Source organism: Agrobacterium pusense (genome assembly GCF_900102105.1).
Lineage (GTDB): Bacteria > Pseudomonadota > Alphaproteobacteria > Rhizobiales > Rhizobiaceae > Agrobacterium > Agrobacterium pusense.
In genome coordinates, this window is sequence record NZ_FNBB01000013.1 from 1 (window position 1) to 22426 (window position 22426).

Consider the following 22426-nt stretch of genomic DNA (forward strand, 5'->3'; position numbering starts at 1 on the left):
CATGGTGATCAAAAAGGACATGACGACTCCGACCGCTCATGGTCTCGACCAGGCTGAAGATCGTCATCCTTGCTCCCAACGTTGGCTTTGACCAGCGTCGTCGTGCGAGGAGAGTGTCGCATTTCTATCCGGCCCAACTGTCGCATTACTAAATGGGCGCTACACATTTTGTGGCGGCAAGGTTGGAATGTCGCGCATTGCGCAAAGTTAAAATGTCGTCTGCTGCTCTCGCAGCCCGTTAGAAATGCGACACTGACCGCCTCCTTGCTCTGACGGTCAGCCCCCGACCGGACCGGCTGGGCCGGGTTGCAAGGTCAGGGAGGGGGCGGGTGATGATACTCCCCTTCGGCTTTAGCTTTCTCAGCATCACGGCTGCTTCGCGCCAACAGGAGACATTGACCAATTCGCGGAAATTTCTTTATTTTCCAGACGCCGTGACGTCCAGAACAGGAAGAAGGATGTTGGGCATGACACAATCGGTCCTGAGCGTCGAACTGTTCGAGATTCACGGTTTCGGAAGTCCAAGTGAGTATGAACGTTTCAGTAGCTGGCTGGATGCCGTCATCGCCAGCGGCGGCTGTATTGAGAAGCGGCAGAGCCTGACTGTCGATCAGTTGAAATACGGTTGCCGCGAAATTCAGTTTCAGAACGGCGAAACTTGGCGACTTGACCCACCCGATTTTCCGTTTCGAGGATCATGGCAGCCGATGCCATTTGAGGTCTAAAGTCCGCTTGGGGCCAATAGCGGCCCTTATTCAGCCGCGTCCATTCTGGCGAGAGCGTTTTGCCGTCTCGCTATGACTTCGGGATCGTTCATGAAATCCGTCCGTGGACCTGGCTTGCGACCTCTCGGCTTGTAGCCGATCTTCTCGCTGTTGGTCTTTGGCGCAGCTGCGTGGCATTGATCTTGCTGCTCTTTGATGTAGGCCAGTACCTCGCCGAGACGCTTGTTCTCGACCACAGCCGCATGGCTCACGCGCTGGTCCTTGTCGAAGATCTTGTAAGGCAACGAGTGACCTTTCCATCGAATATCCAGTCGACCATCAGCGTAAGCGTATGTCTCGACATACTTTCCGACTAAGCCGCGCGTGACGTCGTTATCTTCGAGTATGATGCGTTTACGTTCGTAAGAGAATGTCAGCTGCGCGCCGACATATCTCTCCTCACGCTTGCAGAGAACATCCTTCAACCTGCTTGCTGTCATGTCGACAGGTCGATGAAGGTTGTCGGAACGGGCAGGGGCCACCGCAAAACGATCATTATATTGGGAGATGAATGTCGGCAGGAAGGCATTCCCAGCTTCCATGCCGCTGATCTTGGCCAGCCGTAATTCTTTGACGAGTCGATCTTGAAGCGTTCGGTTCATGCGCTCGACACGGCCCTTGGCCTGGCTGGAATTGGCGCAGAGGATCTCGATGTGCAGCTCTGATAACGCTCGGCCGAACTGCGTCATGCCTTGGCCGCCCTTGGGGTCTTTCTTTGCCACCCGAAAGACCGAATGCTTGTCGGAATAGAAGGCAATCGGTGCGCCATGCTCTTTGAGGTAAAGCGCCAATGCCTCGAAATAGGTAAAGGCGCTCTCAGATCGAACAAACCGGAGCTGCATCAGCTTACCGGTAGCGTCGTCAACGAATACCAATAGAGAGCATGCCGGACCACGATCCTCGAACCAGCGATGCTCCGACCCGTCGATCTGCACCAACTCGCCATAGGCCTCACGCCGCAACCGCGGCTGATGAAACGTTCGCCGCTGCTTTCTCGAAAGCCATATGCCGGCATCCTGCATCCATTTACGCAGCGTCTCACGCGAGACTGTGACGCCATGCTCTTCCTGAAGCTTCTCGGCCGCGAACGTAGGTCCGAAATCAAGGTAGCGTTCACGCACCAGCATCAAAACGTAATCACGGACGCCGCTGGCTATTTTATTGTTGGACGGTCGACCGATCGCTTTATGTCTGATCGAGCCAGCGCCGGTATGCTCAATTCGATCGACCAACCTTTGGACGTGGCGCGTGCTGATCGCCAGTACATGGGCTGCTGCAACAATGCTCATGCGGCCATCCACGACTTTGGACAGCACCTCGATTCTTTGCAGGTCGCGCTCGCTCATCGTAATCAATCCCATCCGCAATCTCCCAGATGCTAATCAGACCCGGGGAGTGTGACATTCCAACTTTGCAGAAACAGGACACTTTAACTTTGCGGTGTGAGTTCACGCTGAACCGCGACTTCTGTTGCGTATCAAGCTAGCTGGCATGCCTGATCTGCGCGAGCAGTTTCTTGCGAAAGACTTCGGCCGGTGTCCTATAGCCGAGGCATTTTCTGGGTGTTGCGTTGAGGCGGTTGCAGATCTCGATTAGATCGGCATCTGTGACCGACAATGGATCGACCTCTCTCGAAAGCCATTTCCGGACGCGGCCGTTGGTATTCTCGACGGTGCCTTTCTGCCATGGCGATTGCGGGTCGCAGAACCAGGTTTGGGTGCCGATGCTCGCTTGCAGATACGGCCAGTCCGTGAACTCGGTGCCACGATCGAAGGTGATCGAGCGACGGGCGGGATGGGGTAGGGCCTTGAGGGCCTGTATCAGTCCGTCCATAACCGGACGTGACTGACGGTCGTTGTTACGCAGGAAGATCGCAAATCGACTCACGCGCTCGACGAGCGATGTGACATTGGCCTTCCCAAACTTCTTGCGGAACTGGATGAGATCACATTCCCAGTGCCCAAACTGTTTGCGTTCGCCGACAGTGTCGGGACGTCGCAGAATGTTCAGATCCGAGCTAAAGCGTTGACCGTGCTTGCGTCTGGCGTGTCTCGGCCTGCGCCTGGCACGACGTTCCGGCAGGTGTCGCCACAGCTTGATCGCCTGACCGTCGGCTGAGTATGCGAATTTATAGATCGTCTCGTGGCTCACCGAGATCGGATGATGCTCAAGTCGCATCCTTCCGGCAATCTGCTGCGGTGACCAGCCGTGTACGATCCGCTCGATAACCGATTGTCGGACATGCGAGAAGCGCGCGAGCTTGCGCAGCTTCAAGCGGCGATCACAGGCCATCTGATGCGCGGTCACGCAGTAGTAACCGCTAAGATCAGGGACTTCTTTGTCGATGAATATGTTGCGCCGGACTTCGCGAAAGATCGTCGAACGGTGCCTTCCGAGTTTTTCTGCGATGGCGTCGATACTGAGCCCAGCCAACCTCCAGCGGGCAATCTTACGGCGTTCGTCCAATGCAATCTGAGAGTAGGTGCGCTTCATTGCATCATCCTTGCGATTAATAACCCTTTGGGATCATTAGCAAGTCGCACTTCATTCTAGAACCCACCCGGCTACACATTTAGATCGCATAACATATATTATGGAACTAACTGCTGTTTCATTCCAGGTGAGACGCCGGCTTGCCGATATTTAGGCGGAAGTTCTGCGGTGGGCAGATCGTCGGCCTTGAACTGCTTACCAGTGGACCAGGGAAGCATGTTAAGTACCACACCAAGCCCCGCGATGATTGCAGCAACTACGGGCCTGGTTCCGAATTTGTTCAACCCAAAAAATTTGAAGCCAGAAACGAGAGCACCGAGCGGTTTAATGATCAAGAACGGTATGAACAAGAATGGCAGAGAGACAAGAAAGAGTACGCCAGGGATCGCCGCCTCCAGCATAGGGTCGCCGCCGTATCGGAGCCGAATATGCGGGTTACGAGCGATCGCAAAAAGAATAAGTTCTTCCATGAAGCGAACGTAATCGGCTGATTGATCAGTTCGTGTCTCTCCCTGCCAGTGCAGTGAGGATATCTCCCTCGATGAGAAGAGCATTCGCAAACGCGCGCTGTAGACGGGAAATCCAGTGGAGCCGACCCCGCTCGTTACGTGAACGTGTAGGAACCGAATAGCGGTCCACGGGATGAGACGGGAGGATCCTGCCCGCGTCACCAAAAGGCCTTTGGCGTCGATGACGTAAGCGGTTGTGATCATTGTGGATCCCACGCGAGGCATCACGACTTGCGTGGTAAAGCTGTAGGAAGGAGGTTCGTTCGCCTGCAATGGGGAGCTCTCGTGCGTTCTAGATTTCTTTGATCGTCAGAACGGCAATGAGCCGCGATGACCAATTAGCAAGATTGCCGATGGACCCGTGCGATTCAAGACTGACTGGATCATCTCCATCTACTCTGGAGAGATGGCTGCAAGGCTTGGATGGAAGACATATTGTCGTCCTCTCGTTGGGCTAGAGTAACCGATCCTCACCGAGCAGTGCCCTTGACACCGCTACTGACACTTTACAGTGCGCCGAATAGTCTAGACGCAAGCGATTACAGTTCTGGAAGAGCCCCAAGCGAAGCTCACCCCCCGGTCACTCTCCATCATTGAGCAGTGGCTGCATTCCAGGGCATGGAATTCCCTTGCTGATGAATCTCAAAACGCGCAGGCTAATTTCTTCGGTAGATTTCTAAAGGGCGTTATCGCTTCAAGGTGAAATTCCTCGGCCCCAACGAAAGGAGGACACGATGTCTTCCGCACAAGAACAAGGCCTGATTTCGTCTCGCGGTCTCAATATGCTGCAGTCCCTGTTGGCAGATGCCTTGAAAATCGGCGCGTGCCCGGATGACGACCGGTCATTCAACAGGACCTTTTGCAGAGTGATCGATCATTTCGGGCACTACACCTTGCTATCTCGGCGATGAGCAATGCCGAGGGCGGAAAACCCACAATTCTCCCGACGCAAGGGGAGCTTCGCGCCACGACACCGCACCATATCTTGGCGCCATCAAAAAAGGCACAGTAGCCACCGATACGGCTAACGAAAAAAATTGGGCGACGCTGGAACAACGCGACGCGTCGCGCGTTAGCGGACAGCCTTTTCGTCCGGGGGGATGCACAGACGCGAAACGGCGAATGGGAATCTCAATGTCGAATGCCGAAAATGATACAGATCTACAGCTGAGTGAATACGAGGCTATTACCGCGGTGGCGGAGCTCTTCTGGATGCAGTTCCCGTGGCGGCGTACGTGTGCGACAGGAACGGGCTCCTAATCTCATACAACGCTGAGGCCGCACGCCTTTGGGGTAGATATCCTCGAATACGAGATCCACGAGACCGCTTCTGCGGATCGCTCCACCTTTATCTGCTTGACGGGTCAAGCCTTCCCCATGACAGCTGCCCGGTTGCCGTAGCTGTCCGTTCAGGCAAGGAAACGCGTAACGGCGAAGTCGTCATGGAGCGGCCCGATGGCTCGCGTTTTGAAGCATCGGTAAATGTACGCGCACTGCGGGACCGGGATGGACGCATCGAAGGTGCAATAAACTGCTTTCAGGACATCTCTTCACAGAGGGCTCTTGAACGGCAAGCAAATCGACACGCCGCCGACCTTGAGGACTTTTTTGAAAACGCTGCCGTCGGGCTCCATATCGTCAGCAACGAAGGAATCATTCTGCGGGCAAACAAGGCCGAGCTTGAGTTGCTGGGTTACACTGCGGAGGAATATGTCGGCAAACATATCGCCTCCTTTCATGCGGACGCCCGGGCAATCGCCGATATACTGGACAAGCTGAGCTGCGGCAGAGACCTCGATAGGTACCCAGCCAGACTTCGCGCCAAGAACGGGCAGATCAAGCATGTGTTGATCACTTCGAACAGTCGCTTCGAGGACGGACGTTTTATAAATACGCGCTGCTTTACCACTGATGTCACTGATGTGCATCAGGCAGAACTCGCACGTCTCGAAAGCGAAGAACGTCTTGCGGCAACCTATCAGGCTGCGACGATCGGTATCGCAGAGGCAGATTCAGCTGGACGCCTTCTGCGGGTAAACGACGCGCTTTGTCGGATGCTCGGACGCTCTGAGGACGAACTCCTCGCGATGACATTTCTTGATTACACGCATGCCGAAGACAAAAAGCAAGACGCAGAGCGCTATGCGCAGCAAGTCGAGGGTAAAATCGACAGCTACGTATTGCGCAAGCAGGCGATCAAACCGGATGGCACGTCCGTGTATCTCGACGTTCATAGCTCGTCGGTACCCGACGCCAAAGGAGAGTTTCGTTATGGCGTGCGCGTCCTCATCGACGTCACCAAAGCCAAACGGATGGAAGACCGAATACGAGAGAACGAGAAGAACCTGCGTGACCTTCTCGAGGCGTTGCCGGCCGCGGTCTACACTACCGATGCAGACGGTCGCATCACGTTCTTCAACCGTGCGGCGGTAGAGATGGCCGGCCGCGTTCCGGCGTTGGGCGATGAGTGGTGCGTCCTGGCGGCTCTTCCGGACGGACGGGACCTTTCTGCCGCACGACCAGTGTCCGATGGCGGTCGCCATTAAAGAGGACCGGCCAATTCGCGGAGAAGAGGCGGTTGCTGAAAGGCCGGATGGGACGCGCGTTCCTTTTATCCCCTACCCCACCCCATTGCACGACAGCGAGGGTAGGCTGACGGGCGCCACAAACATGCTGGTCGACATTTCGGACCGCAAGAAAGCCGAAGAGTTTGCGGAGCGGTTGGCCGCGATCGTTACCTTCTCGGACGACGCGATCGTCAGCAAGAACACCCAAGGCATAATCCAGACGTGGAACAAGGGTGCCGAACGACTTTTCGGGTATGCGGCCGCGGACGTCGTCGGAAAACCAATTACGATCCTCATCCCCCCGAACGACAGGACGAGGAGCCGGAAATCCTTGCACGCATCTGCAGGGGCGAACATATCGAGCATTACGAAACCATGCGCATGAAAAAAGACGGAAGCCTGATCGACGTCTCGCTCACGGTTTCTCCATTGAAAGATGGCAAAGGGCAGATCATCGGAGCGTCGAAAATCGCACGCGATATAACAGAGAAGCGCCGGGAGGAGCGGCGCCACCTGCTGCTCATTAACGAGCTGAATCACAGGGTAAAAAACACCCTGGCCACGGTACAGTCCCTCGCCTCCCAGACGTTCCGCGGTGAACGTGACAGTCACGTTTTCCGGCAATTTGAAAATCGCCTCGTTGCGCTTGCCCGAGCCCATGACCTTCTCACGCAAGAAAGCTGGCAGGGTGCCGATTTGGCCGAAATTCTGAACAGGTCGTTTCAGGCCGTATGCCCCGATCCCGGAGCCCGGCTCAAGGTGTCGGGACCGCGCTGCCGGTTGAACCCAAAGCTCGCGCTCTCCCTGTCAATGGCCTTTCACGAACTTGCCACCAACACGACGAAACATGGTGCTCTGTCGGTCGATACCGGCAAAGTCGCAGTTGACTGGAATATTGAGGGGAGCGAGGAAGACAAAAGGCTCCATCTCACATGGAGAGAGCTAGATGGTCCAGGCGTTACGGCACCCGAAAAAAGAGGGTTTGGCAGCCGGCTACTCGAACGGTCCCTGGCTCGTGAACTGGACGCACAGGTTCTCCTGTCGTTTCCCGTGTCTGGCGTAATCTTCACTTTAAATGCGCCCCTGCTCGCCACACATCCCTGATGAATGGAATGACCACTGATGATGACTGTCCCTGGAAGGAAGCTCCGCATTTTCATTGTCGAGGATGAGGCACTTGTGGCGATGCTCATGGAAGATATCGTAACGGATCTTGGCCACGAGGTGAGTACTATTGCGTCACGCGTGCAGCAGGGTTGTGAAATCGCGCGTGGCGGAGACTTTGATGTCGCTATTCTTGATGTCAACCTCGATGGACAAACGAGTTATCCGATAGCGGAAATTTTGCGGGAACAACGCATTCCGTTCGCGTTCGCGTCGGGCTATGGTGCCAAGGGACTGGATCGTTCATATGCCGACGTGCCGACACTTTCAAAGCCGTACCTGACAGAGGACGTGGAGCGTCTGATAGCTGGGCTAATTCGTTAGCAATCTGTAAGACGACGAGCAGGTGTGGCGCCACCGGCTTCCTACAATTCCAATGCAAGTGGCACAGTGCGGTCGCCGCGATGTTGGTCGGGAGTGCCCCGCGCGTGGAAACAAACCTATAGTTCCTGCGTTTCGGCGAGGGACCATTGAATGACGGCGACGTTAAGGCCATTCAACCGGAGCGACCAAATGCCTTATCTTGTTGAGATCCTGCTTCCTGTCACTCCCGCTGTGTCTGACCGCGCGCTTGAAACGGTCCGTTTCGAACTGACAAACCGTTTCGGCGGTGTGACGGTTCATGATCCCGTCCCGGCCGACGGCTTATGGAAGGATGGCAGGAAGGTTGAACAGGACCGTATCCTTCTGCTCGAGGTCATGACCGACGAACTCGATCGGCACTGGTGGGCGCAGTATCGCCAAAGTCTTGAGATGCTGTTTTCCCAAGATGAAATCATCGTACGCGCATTGTCCATTGAAAGACTGTAGCAGACAGGAGCCAGGACATGATCATTGGATACCACGCATCTCACGAGCAATTCGCACCCGCCGAGTCGCCGTCAGACGTCAAACAAGCCGAGCGAGCGGGTTTCGATGCTGTCATGACCTCTGACCAAATTACTCCGTGGAGTGAGCGCCAACGCAACTCCGGCAACAACTGGACCTGGCTGGAGCTGCCATGGCGGTCACAACGCTAACCTTTGGCAGCCTCGCCATTCCCGGAGGCTTGCGCTATCACCCGGTTACGCTTGCGCACCTGATTGCTACTCTGTCGGAAATGTTTCCGCCTAGCTGCGCGGGATCCCAGTCGGAGGGGCGAAGCCGTAAACGAACAGGGCTGTTGGGACAAACACGAATGCGATTAGTGTCTGCAGGCGGGGCCGACTCTATGCGAGGTCTTTGAAAGGCAGTATCCCACGAATAGCCGCGGTTTTCAGTCGTCAAGGCGAAGCTCTTGTCGCTTCCTAAGTGGTGCTACACCGTCAGCAGGCACCGCGACTGAATCCGCTTCGGGCACCGTCAGTTCGACAGGGACTCCGTCAGGATGCCAACAATCATCACGAGCTCGAGGACGCCACCAGCCACGAACAGGGCAGACATCACAACCGAAGAATAACCACCGCTTGGCCTTGGCGGCGAATTGTAGCTGACGGCGTTCAACACACCGCCGAAGAGCCAGATTACCAAGCCGGCGACGCCCACCAGCACCCATGTTCCCGATAAAGCTTCCACTGCCATCACCTTTTTCCTCTGCGCGACACCCGCCTCCTGGGAGGCGGGCTTTTGGGCGGAAAGATGCTCACATCTGTTCCTTCTGCGCCCCGCCGCCCGGCTTGGCAGGTCCTAGCTCCGGTTTTTGCCCTAAGGGCTCGGAGATCTTTGTCGAAAACTCCCCTTTTCCATCAATGGAGGCTCCTGTGCTCCAGCGACCCTGGGCCGGCTCGCTTCCATCGTACTGGAAGCCCAGATAGGCGTAGCTGAACTCCTGCTGTTCCAGCTCTTGCGGAAAGCTGTTGGGAATGGGAAAGACACTTTTTGCCCCGCCCAGCTCCTCCAGCGCGGCAAGCCACTGGTTTTGATGCATCGTGTCTCTGGCAATGAGGAACGACAGCATGTCCTTCATGCCCGGGTCGTTGGTCATGTTGTACAGCCGCACAGCAAGCACCCGGCCTGTCGATTCCGCGGCAACATTGGCGGTCATGTCGGCAGCAATGTTTCCGCTGGCATAAATATGCGACATGTCAAAAGGCACGCCGTCTGAATCGACGGGCATGGCGGCGAGCCCGGACGATAGTATGTTCTTCAGATTGACGCCGTTCAGCACGGCTCCTCCCACCGCATCGCCAGAGATTTCCTCCCGCAGCTCAAGGGGCGCGCCTTCAAGATTGAAGGCAACGGCGGTGGCGAGCATTTCGATATGACCGAGTTCTTCCGTGGCCGTGTTCATGAGAAGGTCGCGAAATTTCGGATTCCCGCGCGCGCCGCACGCCTGGAAAAAATACTGCATGGCGACCCGGATTTCTCCTTCCACGCCACCAATCGCCTGCTGAAGCGCTCTTGCAAACAGCGGGTCTGGTGTCTCCACTCTCACTGGGTACTGCAGCTTGTTGTCGGTATAAAACATTTGATGTCTCCTCGTTTCATCGGCCGCCCAACCGGGCGCCGCGGAGATTGTTCCGGCCCATTACGCACAACGAGCACACCACAACACGCAACGAGCCCGCGTGCCCGGAGACCAGCGGGAACTTCCGTGGCGAACAAAGGTTGGGGGCGCTCAACAAGGAGGATGAAGAATGACAACCGACGTGCGCGAAATTTTTGTGACCGGACTGCGTAATGCCCACGCCATGGAAAACCAGGCTCTGTCGATCATGAAGCCGCAGATTTCAAGGATCGAGAATTATCCGGAGGTGAAGGCCCGACTGGAGCTTCACTATCGGGAGACAGAGGGACAGATCGCCCGCCTTGAGGAAATCCTCAATGGACTGTCGGAATCGGCCTCGACAATAAAGGACACGGCGCTTTCCATGACAGGCTCTCTCGCAAGCCTCGGGCATGCAGTTGCCGGAGATGAGATCATAAAGAACAGCCTCGCGAATTTTGCTTTCGAAAATTACGAAATTGCTGCCTACAAGTCTCTGCTGACCCTCAGCGACCATGGAGGCTATCAGGCAGCTCATTCCGCACTCCGAAGCAACCTCGAAGAGGAGGAGAACATGGCGCGGTGGCTGGAAGACAATCTGGAAAAAGTGACCCTGGAATTTGTGGCACTCAGTGAACAGGGACAGACCGCCAAGGTCTGACCTTCGCTTCGGACCAATCGATGAGTCACGCGGAATTAGATGATATCCGGCGGAGGGGCACGTTGCATTCTGACAACTTCGACAAAGGCGACATTTTGTGCAGCGTTTTTCTTCCTTTCGTAAACGAGGTACGCCGCGTGGCTCATCATTCCGGGCGGATCGAAACAAAACGCCGGCTTGCCGAAAAAGCGGTGGCTTATCTTGATCTGCTCGAACCGGCCTTCAGACAGCAAGGGGGCCTCGCCGTCAGGCAAAGGGAAGCGGTGCGCAAATTCCGCACCTCCCCGGACATAGTCGGCAAGACGGAAGCCGACATGGATGAGCTCCTGCGCGAGGCCACGCAGCAAATCGAAGCCATGGTTCTCTTGATGGATGTCAAATCTGGGTAACCTTGGGTAACACCTGTTGATAAAGCGGCGATGTTGCTCGCCTTGCGACCCTTCTTCGCGGAGGGACACACATGGGCGGCCGTCAGGCCGATCCTGAACAACAAATAGTGAGGTTACTCGGGGGCGGTTTGAAAACTTGCCAGCGCCGTCCCTGGCAGTCGGCTGGACAGTTGGCGACTTTCTCGACGTTATACCCGCGTTCTCTTCCGTCTTGAAGAAACGCGTCCTGCCGACGAGCTAAGTGTCCAGTGTCGACTCCAGACGGGGCCGGTTTCCGAGGCCAATTTCGCTGATCGGGCATACCACCAGCGCGAGCAGAAACGGGCGTCTCGGTCGCCTTGCACCTGGCGGGAAAATAAAGATGACGGAAGATGATGGCGACACTAATGGGGTGACGTACCCTTTCGTATTTGGCACAATAAGCCACGACAGGTGGGGAAGTTGGTTGGCTCCCGTTCCTCGTCAAAGGGTCAGATCACGAATGGAGTGACACCATGAACAAGGAGGAGCCGCGGCTCGCCTGGTGGATCGCGCGGTGGATTTTGCTTGTTCTTGCCATTCCCGGTGCGTCGCAATCGGCACTTGCCGATGCACCGCGGCTCGGTCCTTTCGAACTGCCGCAACCCCGCGAGCTGACCGTCTTCGACGGTGACCACGCGTTCAGCCCCTATGAGGCGCTGAACGGATCCTACACATCAAGGGCATCCTGCGCCTCCATTCCTTACGCGTTGTGGGTCGAGGTCGACGGCAAGGGCGACTGTATTCGTTATTATCCCGAGGGGCTCACCAATGGCGAGAACCGAACGGTGCTGGTCTATTTCGGCGGCGATGTGATGCTGCGAAATTCCAAAGGTGTCCGTTTCATAACTGAATCCTACATCCGTCGGTCGCCCGCGACGATCTCCTCAGAAATGGTTGCCTGGGCAAAGCAAGCGGGCCATCCCGTGATTTTCATGGCGCGCCCCGGCATTTATGGCTCCTCCGGCGATCACAACCGACGTCGGTTTCCCCGCGAAATCGAGCTAATGAACCATGCGCTCGATCTGATCAAGGACAAACACAATGTGTCGTCCTTTATCTTGACCGGTCATTCGGCAGGGGGGCAAATCGTCGCCGGTCTCATGAACCGGCGAAGAGACATTTCGGCGGCTGTTATTACGTCCGGTCTCGTTTCGGTAAAGCAGGTGTCGGCGTTCTGGGAGCGGCGTCGCCGGCTCCCCGGCAAGCTGCTCTACAACTCGGCGCAGTTTTACGATCCAATCGACGAGATTGACCGGATTCCGACCGATCACCGACCGGAAATTTACGTCTTGTCTGATCCGGAGGACCGCACCGTCCCGTTTTTCAGCCAGCTGTTTTATGTCAGGCGGCTGCGTACAGCCGGGTTCGAGCCGCACCATATCTACGTTCAGGCGGCCGATCGCCAACGTCATCTTCTTGCTTACCACGGACGGCTTGCTGCTGCACTGATCGCTCAGGGTCAGTCGCCGGTCGAAATCCGTCGCGCGGTCCGGGAAATGGAACTCGACCAATTCAGATAAACGTTTCGGTGCGCAACCGACCTCACACCGGCGCGCTTGAGTCTGCGTTTTTCTTCAGCCACGTTACCAGCTCGTGCATGCCGGTGCTGTGCGAACCTTTGAAAAGAACGACGTCCCCGTCCGACAGATCTTCGCGGAGAATTTCCTTCAACGCCTGCCGCGACGCGACATGGCGGCCGTGCAAGGATGGTGAGATCGACGCCCAGAAGCCAGCATAAAGCTCTCCTGCAACGTAGACTTTATCAATCGGAATGCCTCCGACGACCCCGGCTAGTTCGTTGTGATAAGCGGCCGCATCCGGGCCCAGCTCCGCCATTTCGCCGAGGACTGCGATCCGCCGCTTCCCGCCTTGATGATCACCCAGCCGGAGCAACGCGGCCCGCATCGAGCCGGGATTGGCATTATAGGCATCATCGATTACGGTCAGTTGCCGTCCGCCAAGTGCAAGATGTATTTCCTCGCCGCGGCCCGGTAGCGCTGCGAAACTTTCCAGTTGCGCGATCGCCGGTTCAAGAGGGTGGCCTAGCGCAGTAACGGCGGCAAGGACCGCGACCCCGTTCAACGCCATATGAAACCCCGCCGCACCGACCCGGAAGCTGATTTCTCGCTCACCAATCCGCGCGTGAGCCTGCTGGTTTCCGGGGTCGTAGTGCAGGAGCTGACATATGCATTCCTTCGAGGTGCCGTAGCTGATGACGTCAAGTTTCCGCCTTTGAGCCGCCTCATGCACCGTATCCCACTCCAGCATGTCGCGGTTGAGAACAGCTTTGTCACCAGGCGCCATGCCCAGGAATATCGCACTTTTGGTTCGGGCGATGTCGGCCACCGTGCTCTTCTCGCCAAGGTGGGCAGGCAATACGTTGGTAAACACCGCGACTCTCGGACGAGCCATACGCGCACTGACCGCCATTTTGCCGACAGCCAGCTCCAGCACCACATGCGGCGTCTCCCAGGGGATAGAGGCGAGGTTCCACGCCACGCCCGCAGGGAGGTTCGCATTATGTCGGCTTTTGGCGACATCTCCCCAGGGCGACAGTGCATGCGCGAGCATGGAGACGACCGTCGTCTTGCCCGCACTCCCTGTCACAGCCAGGACGTTTCCCGTCATCCGGGAGCGCGCATAATCTCCCATTGCAAGAATAGCCCGCGCGGCATCAGCCACCTGCAGCACCGGCTTATCGTGGGAGCTGACCAGTGCGGGATCGGTGGTCACGAAGCCTGCCGTTTTTTGATGATCTAACACGGTATCGGCCGGCACCCCGGTTGGGTCCCCCTTTTTGCGTAGGACGACCATGTCTCCGGGCTGCATCGCCGGGGCGTAGGTGCAAAGCCCTCGAGCGGTCCAGCCATCCGGCGGCTGGCGAAGCCAGGTGCCGCGGGTGGCGGCTTCGATATGGGTTGCATTCCACTCCTTGCCATCGGGACGAACCGCCGGCCTGGGTCCGCGGCGGCACGTGAGAGATGCCGTGTGTTGGCGGACGAGTTCACGAAACGATGCACGCTCCCTGAGATAGTTGCGATAGGCAACAAAACCGGACAGATAGTGTTCGACGTCGTCGATCCGTACACGAAAAGCATGGTGGCGAATGAAAAATGAACCAGCGATGCGGTCGGGGCTGCGATAATACATCGCCATCTCTGGCCAAAAGTAGCCGTTGAGCAGATGGTGGGCACGTTTTTCGAGCGCCCTCTCGAAACGGGCCAGATCAATGTCACCTAGAAGCGCGCGCATTGTCGGCGCGGCAGCAATGCGCGAGATCGTCTGTCTCGCAGCCATCATTAGTTCGAGCAATGTCGGAAAAGTGGTGATCCGGTTCTCGACGAAATCGAGATAGTCGGCGACATTTCGTATGGCAAAACGGAAGTACCGTTCTTCCGGTCTGTGGCGCGTCAGTTCGTTGACACAATATCCTAGCCAGTGGTCATGGTGTTTCCAGTATTCCTTCCTGATGAAATTACCGAATGCCTTCTCCACGGTTTCGAGCCATCTCTCGTCGCGGGTAAGATCGTAGAGGCGCATGAGCCCGAAGGCTGCCTCGCCCTCGTAATATATGGTGCGGTATCTCTGCTTGACCGAAAGATCAGGAAACCGGAGAACATGGACGAAAGCTCCGCTCTGAGGATCCTGCATATGGCGAATCCCAGCAGCGAGCCGCTCCGCAAGTCCTGTCCGGCCGGTCGTGCCGGTGACGCCCATATATTTTGTCAAAGCCAGGATCGCGACAGCGTTCCCGCCAAGCTTGATTTCTCCGTCCGCCTCAACGAGGAAGGCGGCTTGCTGACCATCAGGAAGGACGACGGGCCTGATCAACTGGGTCTCGAGACAGAGGAGCGCGCGTTCAATCGCCTGTCTTAGTTGTCTGTCGCGGGTGACCTCCCATGCCTCGATCATCGCATAGACTGTGCTGGCGTGCCGCAGTGTGTTGTAGGTTTCTATACGCCGGTCGAAACAGGCATGATAGCCATAGACAAACGAACCGTCGACATTGACTTGCCGGGCAAGATGCTCTGACGCGGCGCGAACCAGTGCCAATGCCACACCGCCATCCAGCCTGTCGATCGTGCGGCGCCCGGTGTCGAGGCCAGTACCTCCAAGCACGTGAAGTGCTCCAGTCTCATCGCAGAAAACGCCTTTTGTCGAAAAGAGAAAGATCGCCTCGTTATGGGAGAAATCGATAGTCGGCAGGTCTTCGTAGCGTGTGCGGGCATAGAGGTTGAAATTTTTCTCGTTGAGCACCGAGTTGGGAAGAGTATTGCCGCCGTAAAGCATCGCATTCGCATTGAGCTCCTGCTCTGTGAAGGCATGGCGAAAGGTGGAATCGAGCGCGATGCCGAACCGGAAATAATTCCGCTTGACCTTGCCAAGCAAAAGGCGCAATCGCGCCCATGTCGTCTGCTCGGCGATCTCAACCCAGTCGACGCGGATCCAGCGTCCTTCGATACGCTCCGCAGCCATGACCGCGAGGAGCCTGCTTACACCCTTCTGCCAGGCCGACTCGAGCGATGAACCTGACGCATTGATGACATGCGCGCGCCTGTCACCGTCGGAAACCGAAAAAAAAAGGACGACTTCCGGCAATGGCTCCGTCAGATGGCAGACCCGGCCCCGCAAAAAGATACGTATATCCGAAAGCCGCTTTTTGATGCCCGGGAGTTCGCTCGCCAGTGCAACTTTTGCCTCAACGTTCACGCAGTGCCTCCCGTGCTTTGTTGAAAGGCTTGATGAGATATTCCAGCACCGTCTTCTCACCTGTATGGATATCGACGTTCGCGACCATGCCGGGAACGATCGGGAACTCCCGTCCGGCAGCATTGACCAGTGCGTCCTTGTCGGTCTTGATGAATACCCGATAGTAATAGATCTCACGATCAACCTCATCCTGAATGGTGTCAGGCGATATTGTCGTGACTTTGCCTTCAAGACTGCCATAGACAGCGTAATCATAGGCGCTGATCTTCACGCTCGCGCGCTGACCAGGGTGGATATAGGCGATGTCCCGGGGTGAAATGCGCGCCTCTATCAGAAGTTCGTCACCGAGCGGGATGATGTCCATGAGCTTGCCATTGGGCGGGACCACACCGCCAATCGTCGACACCTCGATGTTTTTGACGATACCGCGGACCGGGGAGCGGTGAGTGAGGCGGGCGAGACTATCGGCCCGTCCGGTCACGACAGGGGAAAGAGAATTTACCTCCGCATTCGCCTTGGTCAGTTCCTCGCGCGCCTTCACAACATATTCCGATTTGATTTCCACCTTTTTGAGCTCGAGTTCCACTATTTGCCTGCGAAGGCGGATGACCTCGACATTACTCGCCGCTCCCACCGACCTCAGTTCCTCATTGAGTTTTAGTTCGCTATTGACGAGAGAGAGTGATTCCTGGATCCAGCGCAGCGATTCTTCGAGCGCCCGCCTACGCGCCGTATAAAGCTCCGTCTCCGATGCAACGAGAACCGGATAAGCGTCGAGGGTCGCGGGAAAGGTCAGGGGTGTACCATTGACTTCCGCTTCAAGTCGCGCAGCTGCGGCCAGCGCCGCGCGGTATTTAGCGGCGCTTTCCTCGACGTCGGATTCGCTTTTGGTCGGGTCAAGCTGCGCGAGAATCTGACCCGGCTCCACGACCTGGTCTTCGCGCACGTGAAGCGTCGCCACGATTCCGCCTTCGAGCGACTGGATGACCTGCTCGCGGCTGATTGGGATTACACGACCGTCACCGGTCGAGACTTCATCAAGGGTCGCAAAATATGACCAAACCAGCACAGCAAGCAAAAGAGCGACGAACAGTTGTACAACGCGTGCAGACCGTGTCAGGTTTCGGCTGTCATCATCGCCGAAGGCCCAGCCACCACGCCTGGAGAAATCACGTTCGCTGAATGCAGCCATTTATACCTCCTGCGTCGTCTTGAACGGGAAGCCCGCGACGGTCGCCACGGTCTTCTTTTCTGACAGTTTCCGACGGACCCCGTTTGGCGGAACGATCTTCTTCACCCCGCGCAGGGTGTTGAGAACCTCCTCCTTGCTACCATCGAGAACAATCTGCCCGTTCTCGACAACAATGATGCGCTCAACCAGTTCAAGGACGCGCATCCGATGTGTTGCGACGACGATTGTCCTGTCCTTACCCCAGGACTTGAAACGCGCGATAAACTGACGTTCGGTTGCCTCGTCCATCGCCGCAGTAGGTTCATCAAGGAGGACGACAGCCGGGTCACGAACAAGAAGGCGCGCCAAAAGCAGAGCCTGCTTTTGCCCCCCTGAAAGACCGCGTCCGCCTTCGAGAATCGGGTGATCGAGACCACGGGGAAGCTTGCGCACGAAATCGTCTGCTCCTGTCATCGAGAGCGCTTCGAGCAGTAATGGCTCAGGGGCGTGTAACGCGCCCAGAGTGACGTTTTCGCGAATTGTGCCGTGAAAGAGTCGTGAGTCCTGTGTCAACAGGCCAACGTTGCGTCGCAGGTCGGCTGGATCGACCTGTGATAGCGCAAGGTCATCAATCAGAAGTTCCCCGGCGACCGGCTCGACCATGCCTGCCATGGCGAGCAAAAGGGTCGACTTTCCAGCTCCGTTCTTGCCCAGAACTGCGATCTTTTCTCCTGCAGCAATGGACAGTTCGCCAACCGCCAGCGCAGGCCTGCCTGCTCCTTCGCCATAGTGAAAGGCTGCTCCCCTGATTTTGTACGCGCCGCGAAGTGTGGGAACGCTGACACGCGTCTCGTCATCCGGGTGATCGGAGGGCATGCGCAAAATGGCATCGATGCTTTTAAGTCCGACCTTGGCCTGTTGAAACCGGCCGAGAATTTGCGTCAACTGTGCCATTGGCGCCATCATGCGAGAGCCTAGGATGGAGCAGGCGACAAGAGAGCCCGTCGTCATGTCGCCTTCCATCACGATCGGTGCCCCAATGAAGACGACTACCGCGAAGGTTCCGGTTTGCACGGTGTGACTCCAGGCCGCAAGACCATTGGTAATGGCACGAAGTCGAAGCTGTCCGTCCGCCGAAACGGCGTTGTAATGGTTCCAACGCTGCTGGAAGTGGTCCTCGGCCTGAAGCGTCTTGATATCTTCTATTCCCTGAACGGCTTCCACGAGCATTGCGTTACGCAATGAGGCTTCACGCATTGCCTCACTCGCGGCAGCCCTCAGGCTGCGCTGTACGACAATACCCGGCAGGACCAGAAGCAGGAGCGCCGCAACCGGGATCAGCACGAGTGGCCCTCCGACAAGCCAGAAGATGACGAGGAACAGAATGAAAAAGGGAAGGTCAGCAACGGCAGCCAAAGTGGTGGAGGTCAAAAGCTCGCGCACTTGTTCCAGGTCTCGCAACTGGGCAATGAACGTGCCGGTTGATGTCGGGCGCTCCTGATTTTTCACGCGCAGTGCATGTCCGAAAACGAGGTCGGAGATGCGCATGTCGGTGCGTTTGCCCACGATATCGATAATGCGGGTACGCAAGCGGCGCATGATAAAGTCGAAGACCAGCGCCAGGACGACACCAACGAACAAAACATAGAGGGTGTTGAACGATTTCGCCGGCACCACCCTGTCATAAACCTGCATCGAGAACATCACGCCCGCCAGCGCCAGAAGGTTTGCGACCAGGGACGCGAGCATGACGTGGCCATAAGCCCCGATGTCGCGAAACGCGATTGCCCGGAACCAATGTTCCCGATACGGCGCAATATAGCCGTCGACGCGCTCGTCAACTGTTGCACGTTGGGGGCGCGCCAAGACGATAAAATCAGTTTGTACCAGCAGCGCGTCGAGCGGCAGGATCGTAGCCACGCCGCCTTCACCGCTTAAGACTACGGACGCGTCCTGTCTGGTTGAAAGCCCCGTCACCACACCAACGGAACCGTCCGAGAGCCTCACGATCGCCGGTAACCGCCAACTGGTGAGAAGGCCTGGTGCGGGAGCCGCACGCTTTATCTGCAGCCCCAATTTGTTGGCAAGCCGGCCAAGGCAATCGTCGGTCTCGATTGCCTTCAGTGCCTGTGCGAGTTGTCGTACCCCGCCCGGTGAGATTGGCACACCATAATGACGTGCCACATATTGGAAGGCCTCGCTCCACCTATCAAATTTCTCGCCGTCCGCATCAGGATCAGGCCATTGTTCCGTCGTCATGTCGGAAATGGGCATTGATTTTCCTCTGTGACGACTCGGGGGAATTGAGTCCGCCAAGCCGTCTTTGGGTCATTCAGATTACAGCCGAAGGTGCGGGGTTCAGTTCATCCTCCGTCACCAGATGCCCGAAGGGGTCTACAGGTAGTTCCACCGGTTCCGGCATTTCGACCAGCTCGATACCTTCCTCTGTGGGAGACAGATCGGCATCCCCCTCATCGGGCTCGTCAAGCGCGGCCAGGCCGTCCAGAGGCACTGTCAGTTCCTCAACGTCCTCTTCAATCAGCCCCGCCAGGTCAGTGTCGCTATCGTGATCCGAGGCCAGCGGATCATCACTCATCGCAACATCGATCCCGTCCAGACCGGAAATGTCGTCGGCAACGAACATCGAAGCCTGATCAGGCACGCCCGCACCCGACGGATCAACGGTTACAACCAGGGATGACTGCTCCACCGCCCCGCTTGGATGGGTGAGCTGATATTCGAACATATCGGTCTGCGGCTCGGTAAAATGAGTCAGATCCGAATTTGGTGTGTAGCTGTAACTGCCGTCGGGATTGATGGTCAGGGTACCGTATTCGCCTTCAATCGTTCTGGTTTCGGTTACATCCACGAACGTTGTTCCGTCAAAAATCTGGAACGATGTAAACGTAGAGCCTAGATCATCGTTGGCAAGCAGGTTTCCGCTGTCCCCCGTCAGGGTGCCAATCTCATATTGGTCCGTGTAGGTGACATCGATATCACTGGTTATCGTCGCAGACACGTTCACCAGCGTGCCGCTCAATGTCGACCGAACCCGATATGTGCCTGCAGCGAGATCGAGACCGGCAAGGTCGATCGACGCGACCGTGCCGAGGCCGCCAACGATAATATTGAAGGAATCGCTCGCCACTTGCTGCCAGTTGCCGGGTGTTGTTTCCCTTTCGAGATAAACGACGCCGTTTGACAAAGCCGCCAGCAAGACGGATACACTGATGCTGCCGGAAACATCCATGTTGTCGGTGATGACGAAGCTGCCACTGGTATAGGTGCTCGTCTGCCCCAGGCCACCCGAAAGTACTGTGGTGCCGCTGGCTGTGAAGAAGTCATCATCCGATATGTTGGTCCAGACGACAGAAGCGTCTGCGCTGTCGCCCGTCGCGGCGAACTCGAGTGCTGCAGGAAGACCGGGATCCGTGTCGCTCCAGGTCATCGTCACATTGTCGCTGCCGATCTGGACGTAGAGCGTTGCAGTCCCGGTATTGCCGTTGGCGTCTGCTACGACGTATTCGAACTGGTCTACCTTACCGATCCCTGCTCCGTTCGCAAAAGGTGTATATGTGTAGGAACCATCAGGGCGAATCAGGAGCTCACCAAAATCGCCCTGGATGACAGTCCCATCCGGCTCCACAGTCTGTCCGTCGACACTCTGAACCGTGGTGCCGCTCGGCACATCGTCATTTCCGAGGACGTTGCCGCTTGCCTCGACAGGTTCATAGCCGCCGATTTCGGTAAAGTTGTAGTCAGTGCCTTCAAGGGTCAGGGTGCCGCCCACCCCCACACCGACGAGCCCGTTGAATCCCATGAATGCGCGGTATTCTCCAGGCTCCAGGCCCGGCACCGTACCACTGGTTCCGCCAAAGAGTGACAGGGACAGGATTGTGGCCGGTCCTCCTCCCTCGATGCTCGTCCATTGCTGTGTGGCAGGGTCCCATTTTTGAACAACAAGACTGTAGTTTCCGAGGACATCCGCCCCGATGAGTCCGCTGAAATCGAAGTTCAGATCCTGTGTGTGGCCGGTCTCAACGTCGAACTCGATTGCATCGGCGAACAGCTGCAGGTCGAGACCGGCGAGACTCACGACAGCCAGATAGGTATCGCTCCCGAGGGGAGCGTCCTCTGTCACGGTAGGTAGAAGATTCACTTCCGCCCCGGCCACATCATCCGTGGGTTCGAGATCCGCATCGGCATCCGCGTCAGCATCCGCGTCGGCATCCGCGTCGGCATCGGCATCAGCATCCGCGTCTGCGTCAGCATCTGCATCGGCGTCAGCGTCGGCATCAGCGTCGGCATCGGCATCGGCATCTGCATCCGCGTCGGCATCGGCATCCGCGTCGGCATCGGCGTCGGCATCAGCATCAGCATCAGCATCTGCGTCCGCATCCGCGTCTGCGTCTGCGTCAGCATCGGCGTCCGCATCTGCGTCCGCGTCAGCATCGGCGTCGGCATCCGCGTCGGCATCTGCATCGGCGTCCGCATCAGCGTCAGCATCTGCATCTGCATCTGCATCGGCGTCAGCGTCGGCATCTGCGTCGGCATCTGCGTCAGCATCTGCATCTGCGTCTGCGTCAGCATCTGCGTCAGCGTCGGCATCTGCGTCAGCATCTGCATCTGCGTCAGCATCCGCGTCAGCATCAGCATCAGCATCAGCATCCGCGTCCGCATCTGCGTCAGCGTCAGCATCTGCGTCGGCATCCGCGTCTGCGTCGGCATCTGCGTCAGCATCTGCATCTGCGTCTGCGTCTGCGTCAGCATCTGCGTCAGCGTCGGCATCTGCGTCAGCATCTGCGTCTGCGTCTGCGTCAGCATCTGCGTCAGCGTCGGCATCTGCGTCAGCATCTGCATCTGCATCTGCGTCAGCATCCGCGTCGGCATCAGCATCTGCATCCGCATCCGCATCCGCGTCAGCATCAGCATCAGCATCAGCATCAGCGTCCGCATCTGCGTCAGCGTCAGCATCTGCGTCGGCATCCGCATCTGCATCTGCATCAGCATCTGCGTCGGCATCTGCATCAGCATCGGCATCTGCATCTGCATCTGCATCTGCATCTGCGTCAGCATCTGCATCTGCATCAGCATCTGCGTCGGCATCCGCGTCTGCATCAGCATCGGCGTCTGCATCAGCATCCGCGTCGGCGTCAGCATCCGCGTCGGCGTCTGCGTCGGCATCCGCATCGGCGTCAGCATCCGCGTCGGCGTCTGCGTCGGCATCCGCATCGGCGTCGGCGTCCGCATCCGCGTCAGCATCTGCATCTGCGTCGGCGTCGGCGTCGGCGTCAGCATCCGCGTCGGCGTCTGCGTCGGCATCCGCATCGGCGTCAGCATCCGCGTCGGCGTCTGCGTCGGCATCCGCATCGGCGTCGGCGTCCGCATCCGCGTCAGCATCAGCATCAGCATCCGCGTCAGCATCTGCATCGCTGTCGTCGCTGGATGATCCCCCGAGCGCGATAGCTCCCCCGCCCGCCAGCAAGCCCAAAGCCGCAAGTCCGAGAACGGAA

General features: G+C 57.3%; 16 protein-coding genes and 1 pseudogene. 7 read left to right on the forward strand and 10 right to left on the reverse strand.

Annotation, left to right across the window (positions count from 1 at the left end; all coding sequences use genetic code 11):
• Window positions 1-332 precede the first annotated feature (332 nt).
• Window positions 333-725, forward strand: coding sequence for a hypothetical protein (locus tag BLU28_RS22050; protein ID WP_034499187.1), 393 nt, complete (start codon window positions 333-335; stop codon window positions 723-725).
• Window positions 726-751: 26 nt separating this feature from the next.
• On the opposite strand, the gene BLU28_RS22055 is transcribed toward BLU28_RS22050, so the two are convergent.
• The 3 genes from BLU28_RS22055 to BLU28_RS22065 all read right to left on the reverse strand — a co-directional run bounded on the left by BLU28_RS22055 (window position 752) and on the right by BLU28_RS22065 (window position 3970).
• Window positions 752-2125, reverse strand: coding sequence for an ISNCY family transposase (locus BLU28_RS22055; protein WP_077987660.1), 1374 nt, complete (start codon window positions 2123-2125; stop codon window positions 752-754).
• 121 nt (window positions 2126-2246) lie between these two features.
• Window positions 2247-3257 carry an IS30 family transposase gene (locus BLU28_RS22060; protein WP_077987661.1) on the reverse strand — a complete coding sequence of 337 codons (1011 nt, stop codon included), beginning with the start codon at window positions 3255-3257 and terminating at the stop codon, window positions 2247-2249.
• A gap of 98 nt (window positions 3258-3355) precedes the next feature.
• Window positions 3356-3970, reverse strand: coding sequence for a hypothetical protein (locus BLU28_RS22065; RefSeq protein WP_077987662.1), 615 nt, complete (start codon window positions 3968-3970; stop codon window positions 3356-3358).
• A 930-nt stretch (window positions 3971-4900) separates the two neighbouring features.
• Between BLU28_RS22065 and BLU28_RS22070 the strand changes: the two are divergent.
• The 3 genes and pseudogenes from BLU28_RS22070 (at window position 4901) to BLU28_RS22080 (ending at window position 8307) form a co-directional block, all read left to right on the forward strand.
• Window positions 4901-7437: pseudogene (locus BLU28_RS22070) on the forward strand (PAS domain-containing sensor histidine kinase).
• A gap of 18 nt (window positions 7438-7455) precedes the next feature.
• Entirely contained in the window at window positions 7456-7821 is a 366-nt protein-coding gene (locus tag BLU28_RS22075; RefSeq protein WP_077987663.1) for a response regulator, read from the forward strand.
• Window positions 7822-8010: 189 nt separating this feature from the next.
• Window positions 8011-8307: a hypothetical protein gene (locus BLU28_RS22080; protein ID WP_077987664.1), complete on the forward strand. Its 297-nt coding sequence runs from the start codon at window positions 8011-8013 to the stop codon at window positions 8305-8307.
• 531 nt (window positions 8308-8838) lie between these two features.
• Here BLU28_RS22080 and BLU28_RS22090 read toward each other — a convergent pair.
• Complete coding sequence (locus BLU28_RS22090) at window positions 8839-9057, reverse strand: hypothetical protein (RefSeq protein WP_077987665.1); 219 nt, start codon at window positions 9055-9057, stop codon at window positions 8839-8841.
• A 61-nt stretch (window positions 9058-9118) separates the two neighbouring features.
• On the reverse strand, window positions 9119-9943 hold the full coding sequence (locus BLU28_RS22095; protein WP_077987666.1) for a manganese catalase family protein: 825 nt from the start codon (window positions 9941-9943) through the stop codon (window positions 9119-9121).
• Between the two features lie 169 nt (window positions 9944-10112).
• On the opposite strand from BLU28_RS22095, the gene BLU28_RS22100 reads away from it, so the two are divergent.
• From BLU28_RS22100 to BLU28_RS22110, 3 genes are all read left to right on the forward strand, one after another.
• Window positions 10113-10622, forward strand: coding sequence for a ferritin-like domain-containing protein (locus BLU28_RS22100; protein WP_006699016.1), 510 nt, complete (start codon window positions 10113-10115; stop codon window positions 10620-10622).
• A gap of 20 nt (window positions 10623-10642) precedes the next feature.
• A complete protein-coding gene (locus tag BLU28_RS22105) occupies window positions 10643-11011 on the forward strand; it encodes a hypothetical protein (protein ID WP_234794425.1) in 369 nt (122 codons plus the stop codon).
• Between the two features lie 494 nt (window positions 11012-11505).
• Complete coding sequence (locus BLU28_RS22110; RefSeq protein WP_077987668.1) at window positions 11506-12552, forward strand: alpha/beta hydrolase family protein; 1047 nt, start codon at window positions 11506-11508, stop codon at window positions 12550-12552.
• 22 nt (window positions 12553-12574) lie between these two features.
• On the opposite strand, the gene BLU28_RS22115 is transcribed toward BLU28_RS22110, so the two are convergent.
• From BLU28_RS22115 to BLU28_RS26635, 5 genes are read right to left on the reverse strand one after another with little or no spacing between them, the layout of a single operon-like run.
• On the reverse strand, window positions 12575-15742 hold the full coding sequence (locus BLU28_RS22115) for a Mur ligase family protein (RefSeq protein ID WP_234794426.1): 3168 nt from the start codon (window positions 15740-15742) through the stop codon (window positions 12575-12577).
• Window positions 15732-16934 carry a beta-barrel domain-containing protein gene (locus BLU28_RS22120; RefSeq protein ID WP_077987669.1) on the reverse strand — a complete coding sequence of 401 codons (1203 nt, stop codon included), beginning with the start codon at window positions 16932-16934 and terminating at the stop codon, window positions 15732-15734. Before BLU28_RS22120 ends, BLU28_RS22115 begins: the two co-directional genes overlap by 11 nt.
• A complete protein-coding gene (locus BLU28_RS22125) occupies window positions 16935-19187 on the reverse strand; it encodes a type I secretion system permease/ATPase (protein ID WP_077987670.1) in 2253 nt (750 codons plus the stop codon). It lies immediately after the preceding gene.
• 58 nt (window positions 19188-19245) lie between these two features.
• The gene (locus BLU28_RS26400) at window positions 19246-21072 is read right to left on the reverse strand and encodes a BapA/Bap/LapF family large adhesin (RefSeq protein ID WP_175477722.1); all 1827 of its coding nucleotides are present in this window, start codon (window positions 21070-21072) and stop codon (window positions 19246-19248) included.
• Window positions 21069-22343, reverse strand: a complete 1275-nt coding sequence (locus tag BLU28_RS26635) for a hypothetical protein (protein WP_234794435.1) — start codon at window positions 22341-22343, stop codon at window positions 21069-21071. Before BLU28_RS26635 ends, BLU28_RS26400 begins: the two co-directional genes overlap by 4 nt.
• Window positions 22344-22426: the final 83 nt, after the last annotated feature.

What these genes read in the sequence shown, in the direction of transcription:
- BLU28_RS22080 (WP_077987664.1), top strand. Translation starts at nt 8,011, where the DNA reads ATGCCTTATCTTGTTGAGATCCTGCTTCCTGTCACTCCCGCTGTGTCT.
- BLU28_RS22125 (WP_077987670.1), bottom strand. Translation starts at nt 19,187, where the DNA reads ATGCCCATTTCCGACATGACGACGGAACAATGGCCTGATCCTGATGCG.
- BLU28_RS22095 (WP_077987666.1), bottom strand. Translation starts at nt 9,943, where the DNA reads ATGTTTTATACCGACAACAAGCTGCAGTACCCAGTGAGAGTGGAGACA.
- BLU28_RS22060 (WP_077987661.1), bottom strand. Translation starts at nt 3,257, where the DNA reads ATGAAGCGCACCTACTCTCAGATTGCATTGGACGAACGCCGTAAGATT.
- BLU28_RS22120 (WP_077987669.1), bottom strand. Translation starts at nt 16,934, where the DNA reads ATGGCTGCATTCAGCGAACGTGATTTCTCCAGGCGTGGTGGCTGGGCC.
- BLU28_RS22065 (WP_077987662.1), bottom strand. Translation starts at nt 3,970, where the DNA reads ATGATCACAACCGCTTACGTCATCGACGCCAAAGGCCTTTTGGTGACG.
- BLU28_RS22075 (WP_077987663.1), top strand. Translation starts at nt 7,456, where the DNA reads ATGATGACTGTCCCTGGAAGGAAGCTCCGCATTTTCATTGTCGAGGAT.
- BLU28_RS22100 (WP_006699016.1), top strand. Translation starts at nt 10,113, where the DNA reads ATGACAACCGACGTGCGCGAAATTTTTGTGACCGGACTGCGTAATGCC.
- BLU28_RS22055 (WP_077987660.1), bottom strand. Translation starts at nt 2,125, where the DNA reads ATGGGATTGATTACGATGAGCGAGCGCGACCTGCAAAGAATCGAGGTG.
- BLU28_RS22110 (WP_077987668.1), top strand. Translation starts at nt 11,506, where the DNA reads ATGAACAAGGAGGAGCCGCGGCTCGCCTGGTGGATCGCGCGGTGGATT.
- BLU28_RS22105 (WP_234794425.1), top strand. Translation starts at nt 10,643, where the DNA reads ATGAGTCACGCGGAATTAGATGATATCCGGCGGAGGGGCACGTTGCAT.
- BLU28_RS22050 (WP_034499187.1), top strand. Translation starts at nt 333, where the DNA reads ATGATACTCCCCTTCGGCTTTAGCTTTCTCAGCATCACGGCTGCTTCG.
- BLU28_RS22090 (WP_077987665.1), bottom strand. Translation starts at nt 9,057, where the DNA reads ATGGCAGTGGAAGCTTTATCGGGAACATGGGTGCTGGTGGGCGTCGCC.
- BLU28_RS26635 (WP_234794435.1), bottom strand. Translation starts at nt 22,343, where the DNA reads ATGCAGATGCTGACGCGGATGCTGATGCTGATGCTGACGCGGATGCGG.